11 protein-coding genes are annotated in these 14,336 nt (G+C 75.3%); 2 read left to right on the top strand and 9 right to left on the bottom strand.

What is annotated here, in order from left to right; all coding sequences use genetic code 11:
* The first annotated feature begins 102 nt into the window (after positions 1–102).
* A complete protein-coding gene (locus ACIQLL_RS17055) occupies positions 103–744 on the top strand; it encodes a PadR family transcriptional regulator (RefSeq protein ID WP_402469766.1) in 642 nt (213 codons plus the stop codon).
* Here the strand turns inward: ACIQLL_RS17055 and ACIQLL_RS17050 are convergent, their stop codons facing one another.
* The 8 genes from ACIQLL_RS17050 to ACIQLL_RS17015 form a co-directional block, all read right to left on the bottom strand.
* Positions 745–2,469 (bottom strand): outer membrane protein assembly factor BamB family protein, encoded by a 1,725-nt coding sequence (locus ACIQLL_RS17050; protein WP_402469763.1) that lies wholly within the window; start codon positions 2,467–2,469, stop codon positions 745–747.
* A 76-nt stretch (positions 2,470–2,545) separates the two neighbouring features.
* Positions 2,546–4,168 carry a hypothetical protein gene (locus ACIQLL_RS17045; protein WP_402469760.1) on the bottom strand — a complete coding sequence of 541 codons (1,623 nt, stop codon included), beginning with the start codon at positions 4,166–4,168 and terminating at the stop codon, positions 2,546–2,548.
* Between the two features lie 9 nt (positions 4,169–4,177).
* A complete protein-coding gene (locus tag ACIQLL_RS17040) occupies positions 4,178–5,851 on the bottom strand; it encodes a hypothetical protein (protein WP_402469757.1) in 1,674 nt (557 codons plus the stop codon).
* A 9-nt stretch (positions 5,852–5,860) separates the two neighbouring features.
* On the bottom strand, positions 5,861–7,510 hold the full coding sequence (locus ACIQLL_RS17035; RefSeq protein WP_402469755.1) for an outer membrane protein assembly factor BamB family protein: 1,650 nt from the start codon (positions 7,508–7,510) through the stop codon (positions 5,861–5,863).
* A gap of 39 nt (positions 7,511–7,549) precedes the next feature.
* Positions 7,550–8,806, bottom strand: a complete 1,257-nt coding sequence (locus ACIQLL_RS17030) for an ABC transporter permease (RefSeq protein ID WP_402469752.1) — start codon at positions 8,804–8,806, stop codon at positions 7,550–7,552.
* A complete protein-coding gene (locus ACIQLL_RS17025; protein WP_402469749.1) occupies positions 8,803–9,690 on the bottom strand; it encodes an ABC transporter ATP-binding protein in 888 nt (295 codons plus the stop codon). Before ACIQLL_RS17025 ends, ACIQLL_RS17030 begins: the two co-directional genes overlap by 4 nt.
* 111 nt (positions 9,691–9,801) lie before the next feature.
* A complete protein-coding gene (locus ACIQLL_RS17020) occupies positions 9,802–10,539 on the bottom strand; it encodes a response regulator (protein ID WP_402469747.1) in 738 nt (245 codons plus the stop codon).
* Positions 10,536–11,906 carry a sensor histidine kinase gene (locus ACIQLL_RS17015; RefSeq protein ID WP_402469744.1) on the bottom strand — a complete coding sequence of 457 codons (1,371 nt, stop codon included), beginning with the start codon at positions 11,904–11,906 and terminating at the stop codon, positions 10,536–10,538. Before ACIQLL_RS17015 ends, ACIQLL_RS17020 begins: the two co-directional genes overlap by 4 nt.
* Positions 11,907–11,981: 75 nt before the next feature.
* Here ACIQLL_RS17015 and ACIQLL_RS17010 point away from each other — a divergent pair, with 75 nt between their 5' ends.
* Complete coding sequence (locus ACIQLL_RS17010) at positions 11,982–12,851, top strand: MBL fold metallo-hydrolase (RefSeq protein WP_402469741.1); 870 nt, start codon at positions 11,982–11,984, stop codon at positions 12,849–12,851.
* Positions 12,852–12,902: 51 nt separating this feature from the next.
* Here the strand turns inward: ACIQLL_RS17010 and aztD are convergent, their stop codons facing one another.
* Complete coding sequence (aztD, locus tag ACIQLL_RS17005; protein ID WP_402469739.1) at positions 12,903–14,210, bottom strand: zinc metallochaperone AztD; 1,308 nt, start codon at positions 14,208–14,210, stop codon at positions 12,903–12,905.
* Positions 14,211–14,336 lie beyond the last annotated feature (126 nt).

The raw sequence follows: 14,336 nt of genomic DNA, 5'->3' as shown, positions 1-14,336 counted from the left end.
CCAACCACGGATCGACGGGGGTTGCTAACGATATATCGTTGATGTATCTTCGATACGTCGCCCGGCAATCGGCCGGGCGACCACCGAACCCAGGAGAACCTCATGCGAACCCCCGAGAACACCCCTTTCCCCGACCCCTTCGACCTCCCCGGCCGCGAGCAGCGGCGCCGTGGCGACCACCCCCGCGGCGGTCGCGGACGGCGCGGCGGCCTCGACGCCGGCTGGGAGCCCGGCCCGCGCGGCGGGCACCGGGGCGGCCGCGGCCGCCCGGGTCCCGACGAGCGCGGCCCCCGCCGCGGGAGCCGCCGCGGCCGCGGCCAGATGCGCGCCGCGATCCTGCTGCTCCTCGCCGAGGAGCCGAAGCACGGCTACCAGATCATCACCGAGCTCACCGACCGCTCCGAGGGCGCGTGGCACCCGAGCCCCGGCGCCGTCTACCCCGCCATCTCCCAGCTCGAGGCCGAGGGCCTCGTCGAGGTGTCCGACGACGAGGGCCGGCGCCTGGCCCGGCTCACCGACGCCGGACGCGCTCACGTCGAGGCGGAGCGGGAGGCGCTCGGCACCCCCTGGGAGCAGCCCGGACCGCGCGGGCACGAGGTCGAGCTGCGGTCCGCGATGCACGCGCTCGGCGGCGCCGTCCAGCAGGTCGGCCGCACCGGGACGCCCGAGCAGGGCACCGCCGCCGTCGACGTCCTCGCGCGGGCCCGCCGCGAGATCTACCTGATCCTCGCGGGCGAGGAGTGATCACGACGAGGTGGTGAACCCCGTGAGCCCGCGGGGCCACCACCGCAGCAGGTGGCCGTCGACCGCCAGGTCCACACCCCACCCCTCCTCGGGCAGGTCGGCCGACCACAGCTCCTCGCCCGTGGCCGCGTCGACGGCACGCCACTGCGAGACCACCTGGGTGTCGTCGTACCGCGGCACCGCCAGTGCGACGACGGTGCCGTCGGTGAAGACCGAGCGGAGCTCACCGCTGCGCGCCTCCTCCCGCCCCGTCCCGGTCACGTCGACCACCCCGTCACGCACCCAGAGCAGGTCCCCCGTCTCCAGGTCCAGCCCGACGAGCCGGTCCTGGTCGTCGAGGACGACGGCGACCTGACCGGCACGTGCCAGCAGCTCCTCCGCCTCGACGTCGGACCTCCAGACCTCCTCGCCCGCGGCGTCGAGCGCGACGGTCCGCCCGTCGACCGCGACCAGCAGACGGTCGGACGGACGCCCGTCCGTCGCCCACGGGTCCAGCAACCGCCCCGCGACCGTGAACCGGAAGACCCCCTGCGCGTCGAGCACCTGGTACTCCCACGACGTGCGGCCCCACAGCCCCGCCGAGACGGCGAACCCGCCGTCGACCAACGGCTGCACCCGGCGCACCACCTCCTCCTCGGAGCCCTCCAGCGCACCGAGGTCGAGCACGTCACCCTCGGGGGTGAGGTAGGCGAGGATGCCGCAGCCCGCCACACCGAGCAGCCGCCCGGCCACCACGTGGTCGACGGCGCCCGCCCGGTCCAGCTCGGCGTTGCGGCCGCCCGTGGTCCAGCGCACGCAGCGCGTCTCGTCGACGACCTCGCCGAACGGCAGCCGGCGCGTCCACCGCTGGGCACCCGTGAGCGCGTCGACGAGCCGCACCTCCAGGTCGTAGCCGTCGTCGATCTCCCCGAGCACCTCGAGGTCCGTCAGCGGGTCACCCCGCAGCGAGACGTCGACGTCCTGCGGATCGCCGACCCACGACGCCGTCAGCAGCGACCCGTCCGGGCCCGGCACCGCCAGGTCGAGATCCTCGTCGACCGTCCGGCGGGCGAGCACCGTCCCGTCCGGCTCCACGACGGTCGCCACCTGCTCCCCGGACGACGCGGTGCCCACGCACACCACCTGCGTCGTGGGGGTCACCTCCGCCACGCCGTTCCAGAAGGTCAGACCCGGCCCGCAGCTCGCCCTCGCGTCCAGCAGGTCGACGGCCCACCGCTCCCGGCCGGTGAGCAGGTCCACGCCCACCAGCTCGTCGCGGCGCTTGACGGCAGCCACGTCCCCCGTCACACCGACCAGCCCGACGGCGAGCATGACGTCCCCCTCGGCACGGTCCTCGATCCGCCACGTCTCGACCGGCGGGGAGGACAGGTCCACGACGCCGCCGGCCGCGGTCCGCAGCTCCTCCGTACGGCCCCGGTCCAGCGCGCCGTCGACCACAACGACGGTCCCCGCGAGCGCGGCGGCCACGACGAGCGCCGCCAGCCGCGTACGGCGCGGGACCTGCCGCCAGCGCCCTCGCACGGCCTCGAACGGTGCCGGCTGCGGCGCCGGGGCGTCCCCGCGGTCGGCGAGAGCCGCCCCGTCCGGCCCCGCGGAGGACCGCTCGGGCGACGGCGCGCGCAGGTCGGCGTGCGGTGCGCCCGCGGCAGAGTCCGCGGCCTCGGCGCCGTCGTCGGGCACGAGGTCGAACGTGAACGCCCCCTCGGGGCCGTGTCGCCGCCCCACGTCTCGACGTTACCCCCGCCCGCGCGACCCCACCGGTCCGGCCGGGGAGCCACCGGGACCCGCGGTGGACGAGGCGTCAGGGCACCGCGAGCGCCCGCACCCCCACGACGTCGAGGGCGCCACCGTCCGGCTCGAGATCCAGCAGGAGCAGCTGCCCGTCCACGGCGACGGGCCAGTCGTCGCCGTCGTCGTCGAGCGGGGTGCGCCGGCTCCCCCCGGTGGCCAGGTCGACCGTGAGCAGCGTCGACGCCAGGTGCTCCCCGGTGTCGGTGTACTCCTCGACGACCGTGGCCACCCGGTCCCCGTCGGTCACCGCCGACACCGGGTACCAGTCGGTCCCCGCGTCGGGTCGGACCGTCCAGAGCTCGGTGCCGTCGAGCGGGTCGAGGCCCACGATCGTGCGCCAGGCCGAGGTGACCACGGCGCCGGCCGTGCTGACCGCCAGGTCGACGCCGCCCACGGGACGCCGCCAGAGCTCGGTCCCGGCGCGGTCGGTCGCGACCACGACGTCGTCGCCCCGCACCGCCAGCACCAGGCCGTCGGCCGTGCCGTCGGTGGCCCGGGGAGCCAGCAACCGGTCGGAGGACTCCAGGACCGTCGTGCCGTCGTCGGCCAGCAGGGTGCTGCCCTGGTCCGGCCCCGTCACCACGAAGCCGCCGCCCGGGTACGGCTGGCGGTCCGGCGACCACAGCCGGGGGTAGCCGGCCCCGGACGCCTCCCGGGAGCCCGTCAGCAGGTCCCGACCGTCGGCGGTCGCCGCGGCCTCGACCCCGCAACCCTGGTAGCCGACCATCGTGGGCGTCGCCGTCGGGTCGACGCCGACCAGTCGCGCTCGCACGGTGTCGTCCTCGGCGACCTGCACGCCGTAGCAGCTCGACACGGCGGCGCGATCGGCGGGCACCTCGCGGACCGGGACCTCGAACCGCCGCTCACCCGTCAGCGCGTCCTCCACCTCGACCGTGGCCGTCGACGCCGAGGGCTCGAGCCGGTCGAGCTCGGTGAAGATGTCACCGCCGCCGACGAACTCCTCGGGCAGGCCGGTCTCGTGCTCGACGACGACGAGCCCGCCGTCCGCGGCCGGGGCGAGGCGGCGCCCCGCACCGGCGTACGTCCCCGGCTCCAGCGATCGCTGCCCGACGACGCCGCCGGCGTCGCCGAGCACCGTCACCGTGCGCTCGTCCTCGGTCCCGTGCAGGCACGTAACCAGCTCGACGCCGATCGTCCAGTCCACCCCGGAGCTGATCGTCGGCTGCGGCCCGCACTCCGGGTCGGCGCCCAGGTCCACGCGCCAGCGTTCCTCGCCGGTGGCGACGTCGAGCGCGACCGCGGCGTCGTCCTGCAGCACGACGAGGCCGCCGCCGGGCAGCACCGGCCCCAGCCCGTCGACGTCCGCGCCCCAGGTCTCGGCGAGCTCACCGTCCAGGGAGAGCACCCCGCCCGGCGCCGACCGCAGCCTCTCCGCCTCGGCGTGCGCCATGACCGGGCCGGAGAGCACCGCTGCCCCGGCCACGACCAGGACGATCCCTCCGGCCGCACCGGCCACCGCACGGCGCCGACGGCGGCTCGCTGTCCGCCACCGCTCGCGCAGGCTCGGGCCCGCGGGCCGCTCGGCCGCGATCGACGCAGCGTCCGCGATCGAGTCGTCCGCGCCCGCCGAGACGTCGAAGGAGACCGTGCCGGTGTCGCGTCGTCGTGCCACGGACGCAATCTAGCCCGTGGGACCGGACGGCGCGGAGCCGGGCGTCGCGGCCAGCCCGGACACGACGACGGCGTCCTGGCCCGAGCCCTCGTCGGTCGTGGGCTCGACCAGCAGCGCCCGCCCGGCCACGGCGGCGACGTACGCCTCGCGGTCGACGTCGAGCGACGACGTCGTGGCCGCACCCGTGCGGAGGTCGACCGTCACCAGCCGCGTCGACATGGCGACCTGCCCGACGGCCCGCACGGCCATCGCGGCCCGTCGACCGTCGGTCACGGCCGACGGGACGACCCAGCGCACGCCGTCGGGCGGCGGCAGGCGCCAGCGCAGCGCCCCGGACTGCGGCCGGTAGGCCGCCAGCCCGTCCCACGCGGCCACGACGACGGCGTCCGCGGTCCGGGCCACCACGCGCGGCCGTTCGGCGGGAGCCCGCCACAGCTCGGTGCCGTCGGCGGCCAGCTCCACCACGGCGTCGCCGTCCACGCCCAGCAGACCGTCGGCGGAGCGCCCGTCCGTGGCCGTCGGCACGGCGATCTGCACCGGCGACTCGGCCACCACCGTGCCGTCGTCGCGCACCAGGGCGGAACCTGCCGCCGTCGGGACCACGTACCCGCCGCCCGGGACGGGGAGCCGTTCGACCCCGGTCCCCAGGTGCCCGGCGTCGAAGGCCTCGGTGTCGGCGCCCAGCGACCGGCCGTCCGTGCTGATCGTCCCGTCGACGCCGCACCCGTGGTAGGTCACGAGCGTGGCGGTGGCGACGGGGGTGGGCAGCGTCAGGTCTGCGACGATCGAGGGCCCGGGCAGACCGGGGTTCGTCTCGCTCGACCGCGTCTCGTAGCACTGCAGGGCGTTGCGCTCGAGCCACGTCATCTGCTGCAGCGGGACGTCGGACCGGTGCTCGGCGGTCAGCGCGTCCTCCACGTGCACGGCGGCGGCGTCGGTGTCCACCGGCAGGTCGGGCAGCCGCGCGAACATCGCGTCGAGCGTCGGGTACTCCAGCCTCGTCGGCAGGCCCGGGTCGTAGTCGGCGACGACGAGGCCGCCGTCCGCCCCCGGGACCACGCTGCGGTACGGCCCGCCGTAGGTCCCGGCGTCGAGCTCACGACGGCCGACGACGGTGCCGGACGCGTCCAGCACCGTCACGGTCCGCGCGCCGACCGGGCCGTGCACGCACGTGACCTCCTCGACGGGCAGCGTCCACTCGACCCCGCTCGTCGCGCGCGGGGCGGGGCCGCACAGCAGGTCGGCACCGACCTCGACCCGCCACCGCTCGTCACCGCTCGCGACGTCGTGGGCCACCAGCGCACCGTCCTCGACGGTCGCCAGTCCCCCGTCGGGCAGGACGGCGGCCACCGCCCCGGCGTCGACCCGCCACGTCCGGACGAGGTCGCCGTCGAGCGAGAGCACCCCGCCGGGCGCCGCGCGGAGACGGTCGGCCGCCGTGCGGTCGGCCAGCGCGGAGCCGGCCACGACGGCCCCGGCGACGACGACGGCGGCACCCGCCACCAGGGCGACGGCCCTGCGGCGCCGACGCCGGTCGGCGGCCGCCCACCACGCCCTCGGGCTCGGCCGCCCGGGTCGCCCGGACGGCGCGCGCGGCGCCGGGGCACCGTCCGGCCCGTCGTCCCGGGCGGCGTCGTGCGAGACGTCGAAGGAGACGGGAGCGGGACCGCGCCGTCGGGCCATGAGGGGAACCTAGCCCGCCAGACCGATCAGCGCCGTGTTCTCCTGCGTCTCGTCCAGGACGTCCCCGCGCTGCGTGCCGCTGCGGGCGGTGCCGACGAGGTGTCCCGCCACCGCCTGCACCTCGGTGAGGTCCTCGCCGACGCTGCGCGGCCCCCACACCACGTGCCCGTCGGTCAGGTCGAGGGCGACGATCAGGATGCCGCCCTCGTCGCCGTAGTAGGGCACGAGCGCCACGGACCCGTCCGTCGCCGCCGTCCCCGCGATCCCGCCGTACCCCGCGGCGGGGGTGACCTGCCCGACGTCGGTGCGCGTCCAGCGCGGCTCCCCGGACTCCAGGTCGAGGCCGACGATCTCGTCGGCGCGCTGCACCACGGCCGTGCCCCCGGCCCGGACCAGCACGTTGTCGATCCCGACGCGGTCGACATCGGTGCCCCAGCGGCGCTCGCCGGTGTCGTCGTAGGCCGCCAGCCGCCCCTCGTCGACGTCGAGCACCAGTCGGGGCCCGTCCGTGTCGTCGATCGCGAACGGCTGCAGCACGTACCCCGGCAGCACGACGTCACCCTCGCCGTGGACGTCGACCAGCCGCGTCCCCCCGTCGTCGAACGCGAGGTAGCCGCCGCCGGTGGCGGGCACGACCGCCTCGGTGGGCGTCCCGTCCGCCGTCAGCACGGCCGAGGTGCCGCAGATCGCGCCCTGGACGAGGGACGGCGACGCCCAGACCGAGGCACCCAGCCACACCGACGACGCGCCGTCGTCCCCTGGCACGCGGCACCCCTCGAGCTCCTCCGCGGTGCGGACCCGGAGGGTGGCCTCGCCACGGACCTCACCGGTGAGCGCGTCCCGGACGCGCAGCACCGGGTCCTGCCAGGTGCCGTCGGCACGGCGCCGGTCCAGCTCCTCGAGGGCCTCGGCCGGCGCGGCGGCCTCGAGCGTCCGGTCGACCTGGTCGATGTCGGCCACGGCACCGTCGGCCATCGGCGCGACGCCGCGCCCCGCGATGTCGTTGGCGGCGTCGACGCCGCCCCCCTCGTCGCCCAGGGCGCGGGTGCCGAGCACCGTCCCTGCGGCGTCGATCACGGTCACGGAGCGGTCGCCGCGGCCGTGGAAGCACACGACCTGGTCCACCGGACGGGCGTAGTCGGCGGGCAGCAGCGGCTGGGGACCGCACTGCGGGGACGGGCCGACGTCGCGACGCCACACCTCGTCACCTGTGGCGGTGTCGAGGGCCAGCACGTCGGTGCCGTCCTGGGTGACCACCACGCCGTCCGGCAGGACCGCGCGGATCCCGCCGTCCGTCTCCACGCGCCACGTCTCGGCCACGGGTTGCGAGAGGTCGGCCACGCCCCCGGGCATCTGCGCCATGCGTGCGGCGTGCGCGGCGTCCGCGCGGGCGTCCAGGACGGCGACGCCGCCGGCGGTGCCGACCACCGCGACGGCGGTCAGCGCGACGAACGCCGCCCGGCGCCGCGGGGAGGTGGCGCGCCAGCGCCGGGCGAGCGGCCCGCCGACGTGCCGGGTGAACCACCCCGGCTCGTCGGCGGCGGGGCGCTCGCCCGGCCCCGCACCGTCGACGTCCGCACCATCGGCGCCCACGCCCTCGACGCCCGGGGCGTCCGGGCTGAGGTCGATCTGCACGGCGGAGTCACGACGTCGAGCCATGTTCGGCAATCTATCCCTCATGATTGCCTCAAGAGAACCTCAGGCCTCGGCGCGCAGCGCCTGCTTCCAGGAGATCCGCCCGCCGGTCTGCAGCAGCGACCCGCGGAACGCCCGCTCCGAGACCAGCAGCGCCAGCACGGCGAACGCCGCGAGGATCAGCAGGGAGACCACCGGCTCCCACCACGTCGTGTCCCCGGACAGGACCCGGGCCGGCATGGCCACCACGTTCGCGATCGGCACGTAGGACAGCACCGTCATGAACGTGCCGGACGCGGAGAACGTCAGGAAGTACACGCCCATCACCAGCATCGTCATCGGTGTGGAGGTGTACTGCAGATCCTCGGCCCGGCTCGCCAGCGCCCCGGCCACCGCGTACAGGGCCGCCAGCGCCAGGAACCCGATCGCGAAGAACACCAGGAACCAGATCAGCGACGTCGACAGCGCGGGCAGCGCGATGGAGATCGGACTCGCCGCCACCGCCACCAGGCCCACCGCGGCGAAGAGCAGGTTCTGCCCGATCGCGATCACCGAGCTGCCGACGATCTTGCCCGCCAGGAGCTGGCGCAGCGGCACGGCGGTCGCGATGATCTCCACCAGTCGCGACTGCTTCTCCTCCACCACGGAGCTGGCGATCATCGAACCCGACGTGATCGCCCCCGCGAAGAACAGGAAGGACAGCGCGAACGTCGCGAAGAACAGCGACTGCTCACCCATCGCGTCGGCGTCCAGCGCCTGGGTGGACAGCTCCGCGCCCGCGGACAGCTCCGCCACCGACGTCCCCGCCGCCTCGGCGTTCGCCGCCATGACCTGCTGCTCGACGGCGGTCGACAGGTAGCGCGTCAGGGTGCCGTCGGGCTCACCCTGGCCGGAGAGCATCCACCCGCCGTCGGTGCCCTGCTGCAGCCACACGTCGGCGTCGCCGGACTCGACCGCGGCCTGCGCGGCGGCGTCGTCCGCGACCTCGAGCAGCTCGACCTCGTCGCCGCCGCTCCCCGCGGCGGACTCCGAGTCGGCGAGCTCGGCCGCCGACGTCACCGCGGCGGCCGCGACCGTGTCGCTCCCGTCCACCGCGACCGTGAAGGTGTCGACCCGGTTGGACTGCCAGGTGAAGAACCCCGCGAGCGCGGCGATCACCGCGAGGGAGACCACGAGCCCGATGACGAACGCCTTGTTCATCGCCCGGGTCACGATCTCGCGCTGTGCCACGAGCATCCAGGCGCCCCGCGTGCCGTCGTCCTCCCGCGGCGCCTCGGGGGCGGTCGGGTCGGTGCCGGGGGTCTGCGTCAGGGTGGTCATGCCGTCACCTCGCGGTAGATCTGGGCCAGGGAGGGTCGTACGGGGCTGAGCTCGCGGACCTGGCCGCGCTCGAGCGCCGTGGCGAGCAGGCGCTGGGTCGCGGCGTCGTCGGCCAGCTCCACCAGCGCCGTCGGGCCGTCCACGTCCACCGCGTGCACCCCGGGCACCCCGCGCACCCAGCCGGCATCGGTGTCCAGGACGAGCCGGTGCCGCACCGTGCCGGTCTCCCGCAGGTCGTCCGGGGTGCCGTCGGCGACCACGGTGCCGGTGCGCAGGATCACGAGCCGTTCGCACAGCCGCTCCACGAGGTCGAGCTGGTGGGAGCTGAACAGCACCGGGACGCCGCGGGCCGTGTGCTCACGCAGGAGGTCCACCATGCCGTCCACCGCCGTCGGGTCCAGCCCGGAGAACGGCTCGTCGAGGATGAGCGCGCGCGGCTGCCCCATGAGCGCGGCCGTGATCTGGACGCGCTGCTGGTTGCCGAGGCTGAGCTTCTCGACGTGGTCCTTGGCCCGCTCGGCGAGACCGAGCCGCTCCAGGTGCTCCATCGCCTCGGTACGGGCGGCGGCGGCCGGGATGCCGCGGAGCCGGGCGAGGTAGACGAGCTGGTCGATGGCGGGCTGCTTCGGGTAGAGGCCGCGCTCCTCGGGCATGTAGCCGAAGGTGCGGCGGTCGGCGCGGGTCACGGGTGCGCCGCCGAACCGCACCTCGCCGGAGGTGATGGCCAGCACGCCCATCATCATGCGCATCGTGGTGGTCTTGCCGGCACCGTTGGAGCCGACGAACCCGGTGAGCATGCCCCCGGGTGCCGCGAAGGAGACACCGTCGACGGCGCGGCGGTCGCCGAAGGTTCTGGTCAGGTCGTGGACCTCGAGCGTGGTCATGGGTCCCAACCTACGAAGGACGGTCGCCGGCGGGATCCCCCTGACGACGGAACCTGCGCGGGGCGGCGTCGGGATTCCTCAGCCTTCGGACGGTCGATGCGTGAGGTTCCGCTACGCGGGGTCCGACAGCCCGTGGCGGTGGACGTAGACGACGGCCTGGACCCGGTCCCGCAGGTGCAGCTTGGACAGCACGCTGGACACGTGGGTCTTCACGGTCGCCTCGCCCAGGAACAGCTCGGCCGCGATCTCCGCGTTGGACATCCCACGGCCTACGAGCCCCAGCACCTCGCGCTCGCGCGGCGTCAGCAGGTCCGCCCCCGGGGCCGACGGCGGCACGACGGCGGGTGCACCGGCTCCCGATCCCGGGGGTGCCGCCACCGGCGCTCCTGACTCCGAGGGCGCGGGCGGTGCCGCCGCGGATGGTCCCACCTCGCCGGCGACCATCCGCTGCACCACCCGCGCCGTGACCTGGGGCGAGAGCAGCGCATGCCCGGCGGCGACGGTGCGGACCGCCTCGACCAGGTGGTCGGCGTCGGAGTTCTTGAGCAGGAACCCGGAGGCTCCGGCCGCCAGCGCGTCGAAGACGTAGGCGTCGTCGTCGAACGTGGTCAGCACCAGCACCTTCGCCAGGTCCTCGGCCACGACCTGCCGCGTCGCCTCGACGCCGTCCATGACCGGCATCTGCACGTCCATCAGCACGACGTCGGGACGCAGCTCGCGCGCCGCCGCCACCGCCGCCGCGCCGTCGGCCGCCTCCCCCACCACCTCGAAGTCGTCCTCCACCTCGAGGATGAGGCGGAACCCGGACCGGACCAGGTGCTGGTCGTCCACGAGCAGGATCGCCGTCATGACTCCTCCTGCGGGAGGGGCAGTCGCACGCGCACGCGGTAGCCGCCGGTCACGCGAGGACCGATCTCCGCGATCCCGTGGTGGGTGGCGACCCGCTCCCGGATCCCGACCAGCCCCAGCCCGGTACCCGACGTCCCGGGGCGGGCGCGGCCGTCGTCGACCACCTCGATCTCGGCGAAGCCCCCGGCGAACCGCGCGTCGTCGTCGACCCGGCGGCGGTCCACCCGCACCGTGACCCCCGCCGACCGGGCCGTCGAGTGCCGCCGGACGTTGGCCAGGGCCTCCTGCGTGCTGCGGTACAGGCTCACACCCATCGGTCCCGGCACGGCCGCGACGGCACCGGGCGGCTCGGCCACCACCGCATAGGTGACGTCGAGGCCGTCGTCGGCGGCGACGAGCCGTGCGATGTCGGCGACCCCGGGCTCCGGCGAGCGGTCCCCGTCGACGGCGTGGGCCTCGTCGTCGCCGATGTCGCGCAGGGTCCCCACCAGGCCGCGCATCTGCTCGACGGCGTCCCGCGACGCGGTCTCGATGGTGGCCAGCGGGGCGCCGGCGGCCGCCGGGTCCTTGGCGAGCAGCCGGCGCGCGGCCGCCGCCTGGATGCCGATGACCGAGACGTGGTGGGCGACGACGTCGTGCAGCTCGCGGGCGATCCGCAGCCGTTCGGTGACGACGGCGCGGCGTTCGAGCTCGGCGGCCTGACGCTCGATCGTGGCCGCCTGCGCGGCGAGCTGGGTCCGGCGGCGGGCCCCGTTCCAGGCGAACTGCCCGACGGCGATGGCGCCGAAGAAGTAGGCGATGTTGGTCAGCCAGGTCTGGACCACCGCGGCCCCCAGCGGCGAGAGCAGCCCGGGCGGGTCGTCGAGCAGACCCTGCTCCTCGACGTAGTGGTGCATGCCGGAGCTGACGGCCATCTGCCAGAACAGCCAGCCGAACATCGCGGCCAGGGAGGCGCCGACCACGATGAGCATCGCGCGGCGGTCGCGGGCCCAGGCCACCGCCGTGTACAGCGTCATGAAGTACACGACCTGCAGCACCTGCGTCATCGCCACCACCGGCACGGTGAGCCCCACCAGCAGGAAGTGGGCGTACACGACGGCCAGCACCGTCAGCGGGTAGCGGCGCCGGACCACCAGGGGCAGCGCCCCGACGGCGGACAGCAGGTACAGCACCCACGTCGGGCGCGAGTCGTCGGGCAGGTACCCGGCCGAGCGGGACAGCTCGGTGCCGGCCACCGCGAGCACCGTCAGGCCGAGGCCGAGCCAGACGTCGCGGCGGTAGGCGGTCGCGGGGTCGGCGGGACGGCGCTCGAAGTCGGCGTCGACGCCGAACCAGTCGGCGACCGCCTCGGCGGGACGTGCTCGCATCCCCCCAGCCTAGGCAGTCGGAGGACCGCCGGGATCCCTCGCGCGGCGGAGGACCGGCGGTGGGAGGGTGACCCTATGACCTCCATGGCCTCGACGACCTCCGATCCCGCGCCGTTCTGGATCTGCCGCACCTGCGCCGTCGAGCACGCCGACCGCCCCGAGGTCTGCGCGATCTGCGCCGACGAGCGCCAGTGGGTCCCGGCGTCGGGCCAGGCGTGGACCACGCTGGACGAGCTCGCCGCGGACGGGCTGCACGTGCGTGTCAGCGAGCTCGAGCCCGACCTCTTCGCCCTGCGGACCGCGCCCGGGGTGGGCATCGGGCAGCAGTCCAAGCTGGTGCGCACGCCCGCCGGGTCGCTGCTGTGGGACCCGCTCGGGTTCGTGGACGACGACGGCGCGGCGGCGGTGCGGGAGCTGGCCGGCCCCGCCGGGGTGGTGGCGGTGGTGGCCAGCCACCCGCACATGTTCGGGGTGCAGACCGAGTGGAGCCGCCGCCTGGGGGTCGGCGGCCGACCCGTCCCGGTGCTCGTCGCCGAGGCGGACCTCGGCTGGGTCGCGCGTCCGGACGCCGCGATCACCCCGTGGTCCGGCGAGCGGGAGGTGCTGCCGGGGGTCACGCTGAGCCAGCCCGGCGGACACTTCCCGGGCTCCGCCGTCGTGCACTGGGCAGCCGGAGCGGACGGGCGCGGCGTCCTGCTGGCGGGTGACACGATCATGGCGAACCCGGACCGGGTCTCGGTGAGCTTCATGCGCAGTTACCCGAACCGCATCCCGCTGTCCGGCGCGGTGGCCGAGCGCGTCGCCGAGCACGTGGCCCGGCGGCCGTTCGACCGGCTCTACAACAACTTCGACGGCGTGGTGGCGGCCGACGCGCGCGACGTCGTCCTGCGCTCGGCGCGGCGGCACGCCGCCTGGGTGCGCGGGGACTTCGACCACCTGACGTGAGCCGCCGGGTCCGGTGCGCCGCGGCGCACGGGACCCGGCGGCTCGCGAGGCTCAGTGGTCGTGGTCCTCGTGGTCCTCGTGGTCGCCGTGGTCCTCGGGGACGACGGCGGGCTCGCCGCGCACGCCCGCGATCTCGTTCGCCGCGACGCCGACGTCCGCCGTGAGCCACACCTCCTCCTCCACGAGGTCGACGGCGTGGACCTGCTGGTGCGCCGGGTCGGTGACGTAGACCGAACCGTCCAGGGTGGTCACCGCCGGTCGCGGCTGCTGCCACTCGGTCGGTTCCTCCCAGGCGTCCACGACCGGGATCGAGGCGGTGATCTCACCGGACTCCGGGTCGATGACCTGCAGGTCGCCGTCGGTGGTGAGCACGAGCGCCTCGCCGTCGTCGCCGCGGGCCAGCGACCGGAAGCTGTAGGAGGCGGGCAGGTCCACGAGCCGGTGGCTCGCGTCGCGGGTGTCGATCAGGCTGACGCGGGTGGGGCGCTCGAGCTCGGCGTCCGGGTCGGTCTTGTAGTCGCCGAGCACCACGGGCGAGGCCTCGGTGCCCGCCTGGTTGCCGATCCGCGCGTAGTCGTCCGGGGTCGGCACGGGGGTGAACGCGCCGTCGGCCCAGGTCACGGCGCCGTTCTCGCAGCCGACGACGACGGCCTCGTCCGCGGCGACGGCCTCGCCGTGCACGCCCGGGCAGTCGTCGTACGCGGCGACCTGCTCGCCGTCGGCGTCCAGCACGGCGACGCCGGAGCGCTCGTCCTCGGTGCCGACGGTCACCAGGGTGGACCCGTCGCTCAGCCGCACGGCGACGCCGTGGTGGGCGTCGGGCAGCGCGAGGGTCTCGACCTCGGCCTCCGCCGCGGCGACATCGGTGGATTCGACGACCTGCACCCGACCGGTGCCGTCGTCGAAGAACGCGGTGACGCCGTCGTGCACCACGACGTGCCCCGGCTTCTCGGCGTCGTAGGTCACGTCGGTCAGGGCGGGCGCGGCGGTGAAGTAGTGGAAGTGGTCGCCGTGACCCTCGCCCCAGGTCCCGGTGTCGAGGAGCTGGAACCCGCCGGTGGTGGAGACCGCAAGGTGCCGGCCGTCGCCGGTGGGGTTGAGCCGGTTGAAGCCGGCCAGCTCGACGTCGGCGACCTCGTCGAGCGTCAGCGCGTCGAGGACCCGGATGCCGCCGTCATAGGTGACGGCGAGGCGCGGGGTGCGGGACTGGACCTCGGTCGGGGTCTCGGCGGCAGGTTCGGAGGCAGCAGGGTCGGCGGTCCCTGCGGTCCCGGCGTCCGTCCCGGTGGAGCAGGCGGCGAGCAGCGCGAGCGGGAGGGTGAGCGCGAGGGCGGCGGGTCCGCGGTGGCGGAGCGTCATGGGGTGTCTTTCCGTCTCGGTGGTGGCGCGCGGGCGCACGCCGACAGGATCTGGACGCGAATGAGAACCATTCGCATCAGTAGGACGGAGTCAACCACGGCTGAGAACGGTTATCAAGAAGAGGCG

Source organism: Isoptericola aurantiacus (assembly GCF_044769875.1).
Lineage (GTDB): Bacteria > Actinomycetota > Actinomycetes > Actinomycetales > Cellulomonadaceae > Isoptericola > Isoptericola aurantiacus.
Note: the sequence above shows the minus strand (reverse complement) of the source record. Positions and strands in the feature narration are given on the sequence as shown.

Coding starts and splice junctions, on each gene's coding strand:
- ACIQLL_RS17055 (WP_402469766.1), top strand. CDS start 103: ATGCGAACCCCCGAGAACACCCCTTTCCCCGACCCCTTCGACCTCCCC.
- ACIQLL_RS17040 (WP_402469757.1), bottom strand. CDS start 5,851: ATGGCCCGACGGCGCGGTCCCGCTCCCGTCTCCTTCGACGTCTCGCAC.
- ACIQLL_RS17035 (WP_402469755.1), bottom strand. CDS start 7,510: ATGGCTCGACGTCGTGACTCCGCCGTGCAGATCGACCTCAGCCCGGAC.
- ACIQLL_RS17030 (WP_402469752.1), bottom strand. CDS start 8,806: ATGACCACCCTGACGCAGACCCCCGGCACCGACCCGACCGCCCCCGAG.
- ACIQLL_RS17025 (WP_402469749.1), bottom strand. CDS start 9,690: ATGACCACGCTCGAGGTCCACGACCTGACCAGAACCTTCGGCGACCGC.
- ACIQLL_RS17020 (WP_402469747.1), bottom strand. CDS start 10,539: ATGACGGCGATCCTGCTCGTGGACGACCAGCACCTGGTCCGGTCCGGG.
- ACIQLL_RS17015 (WP_402469744.1), bottom strand. CDS start 11,906: ATGCGAGCACGTCCCGCCGAGGCGGTCGCCGACTGGTTCGGCGTCGAC.
- ACIQLL_RS17010 (WP_402469741.1), top strand. CDS start 11,982: ATGACCTCCATGGCCTCGACGACCTCCGATCCCGCGCCGTTCTGGATC.
- aztD (WP_402469739.1), bottom strand. CDS start 14,210: ATGACGCTCCGCCACCGCGGACCCGCCGCCCTCGCGCTCACCCTCCCG.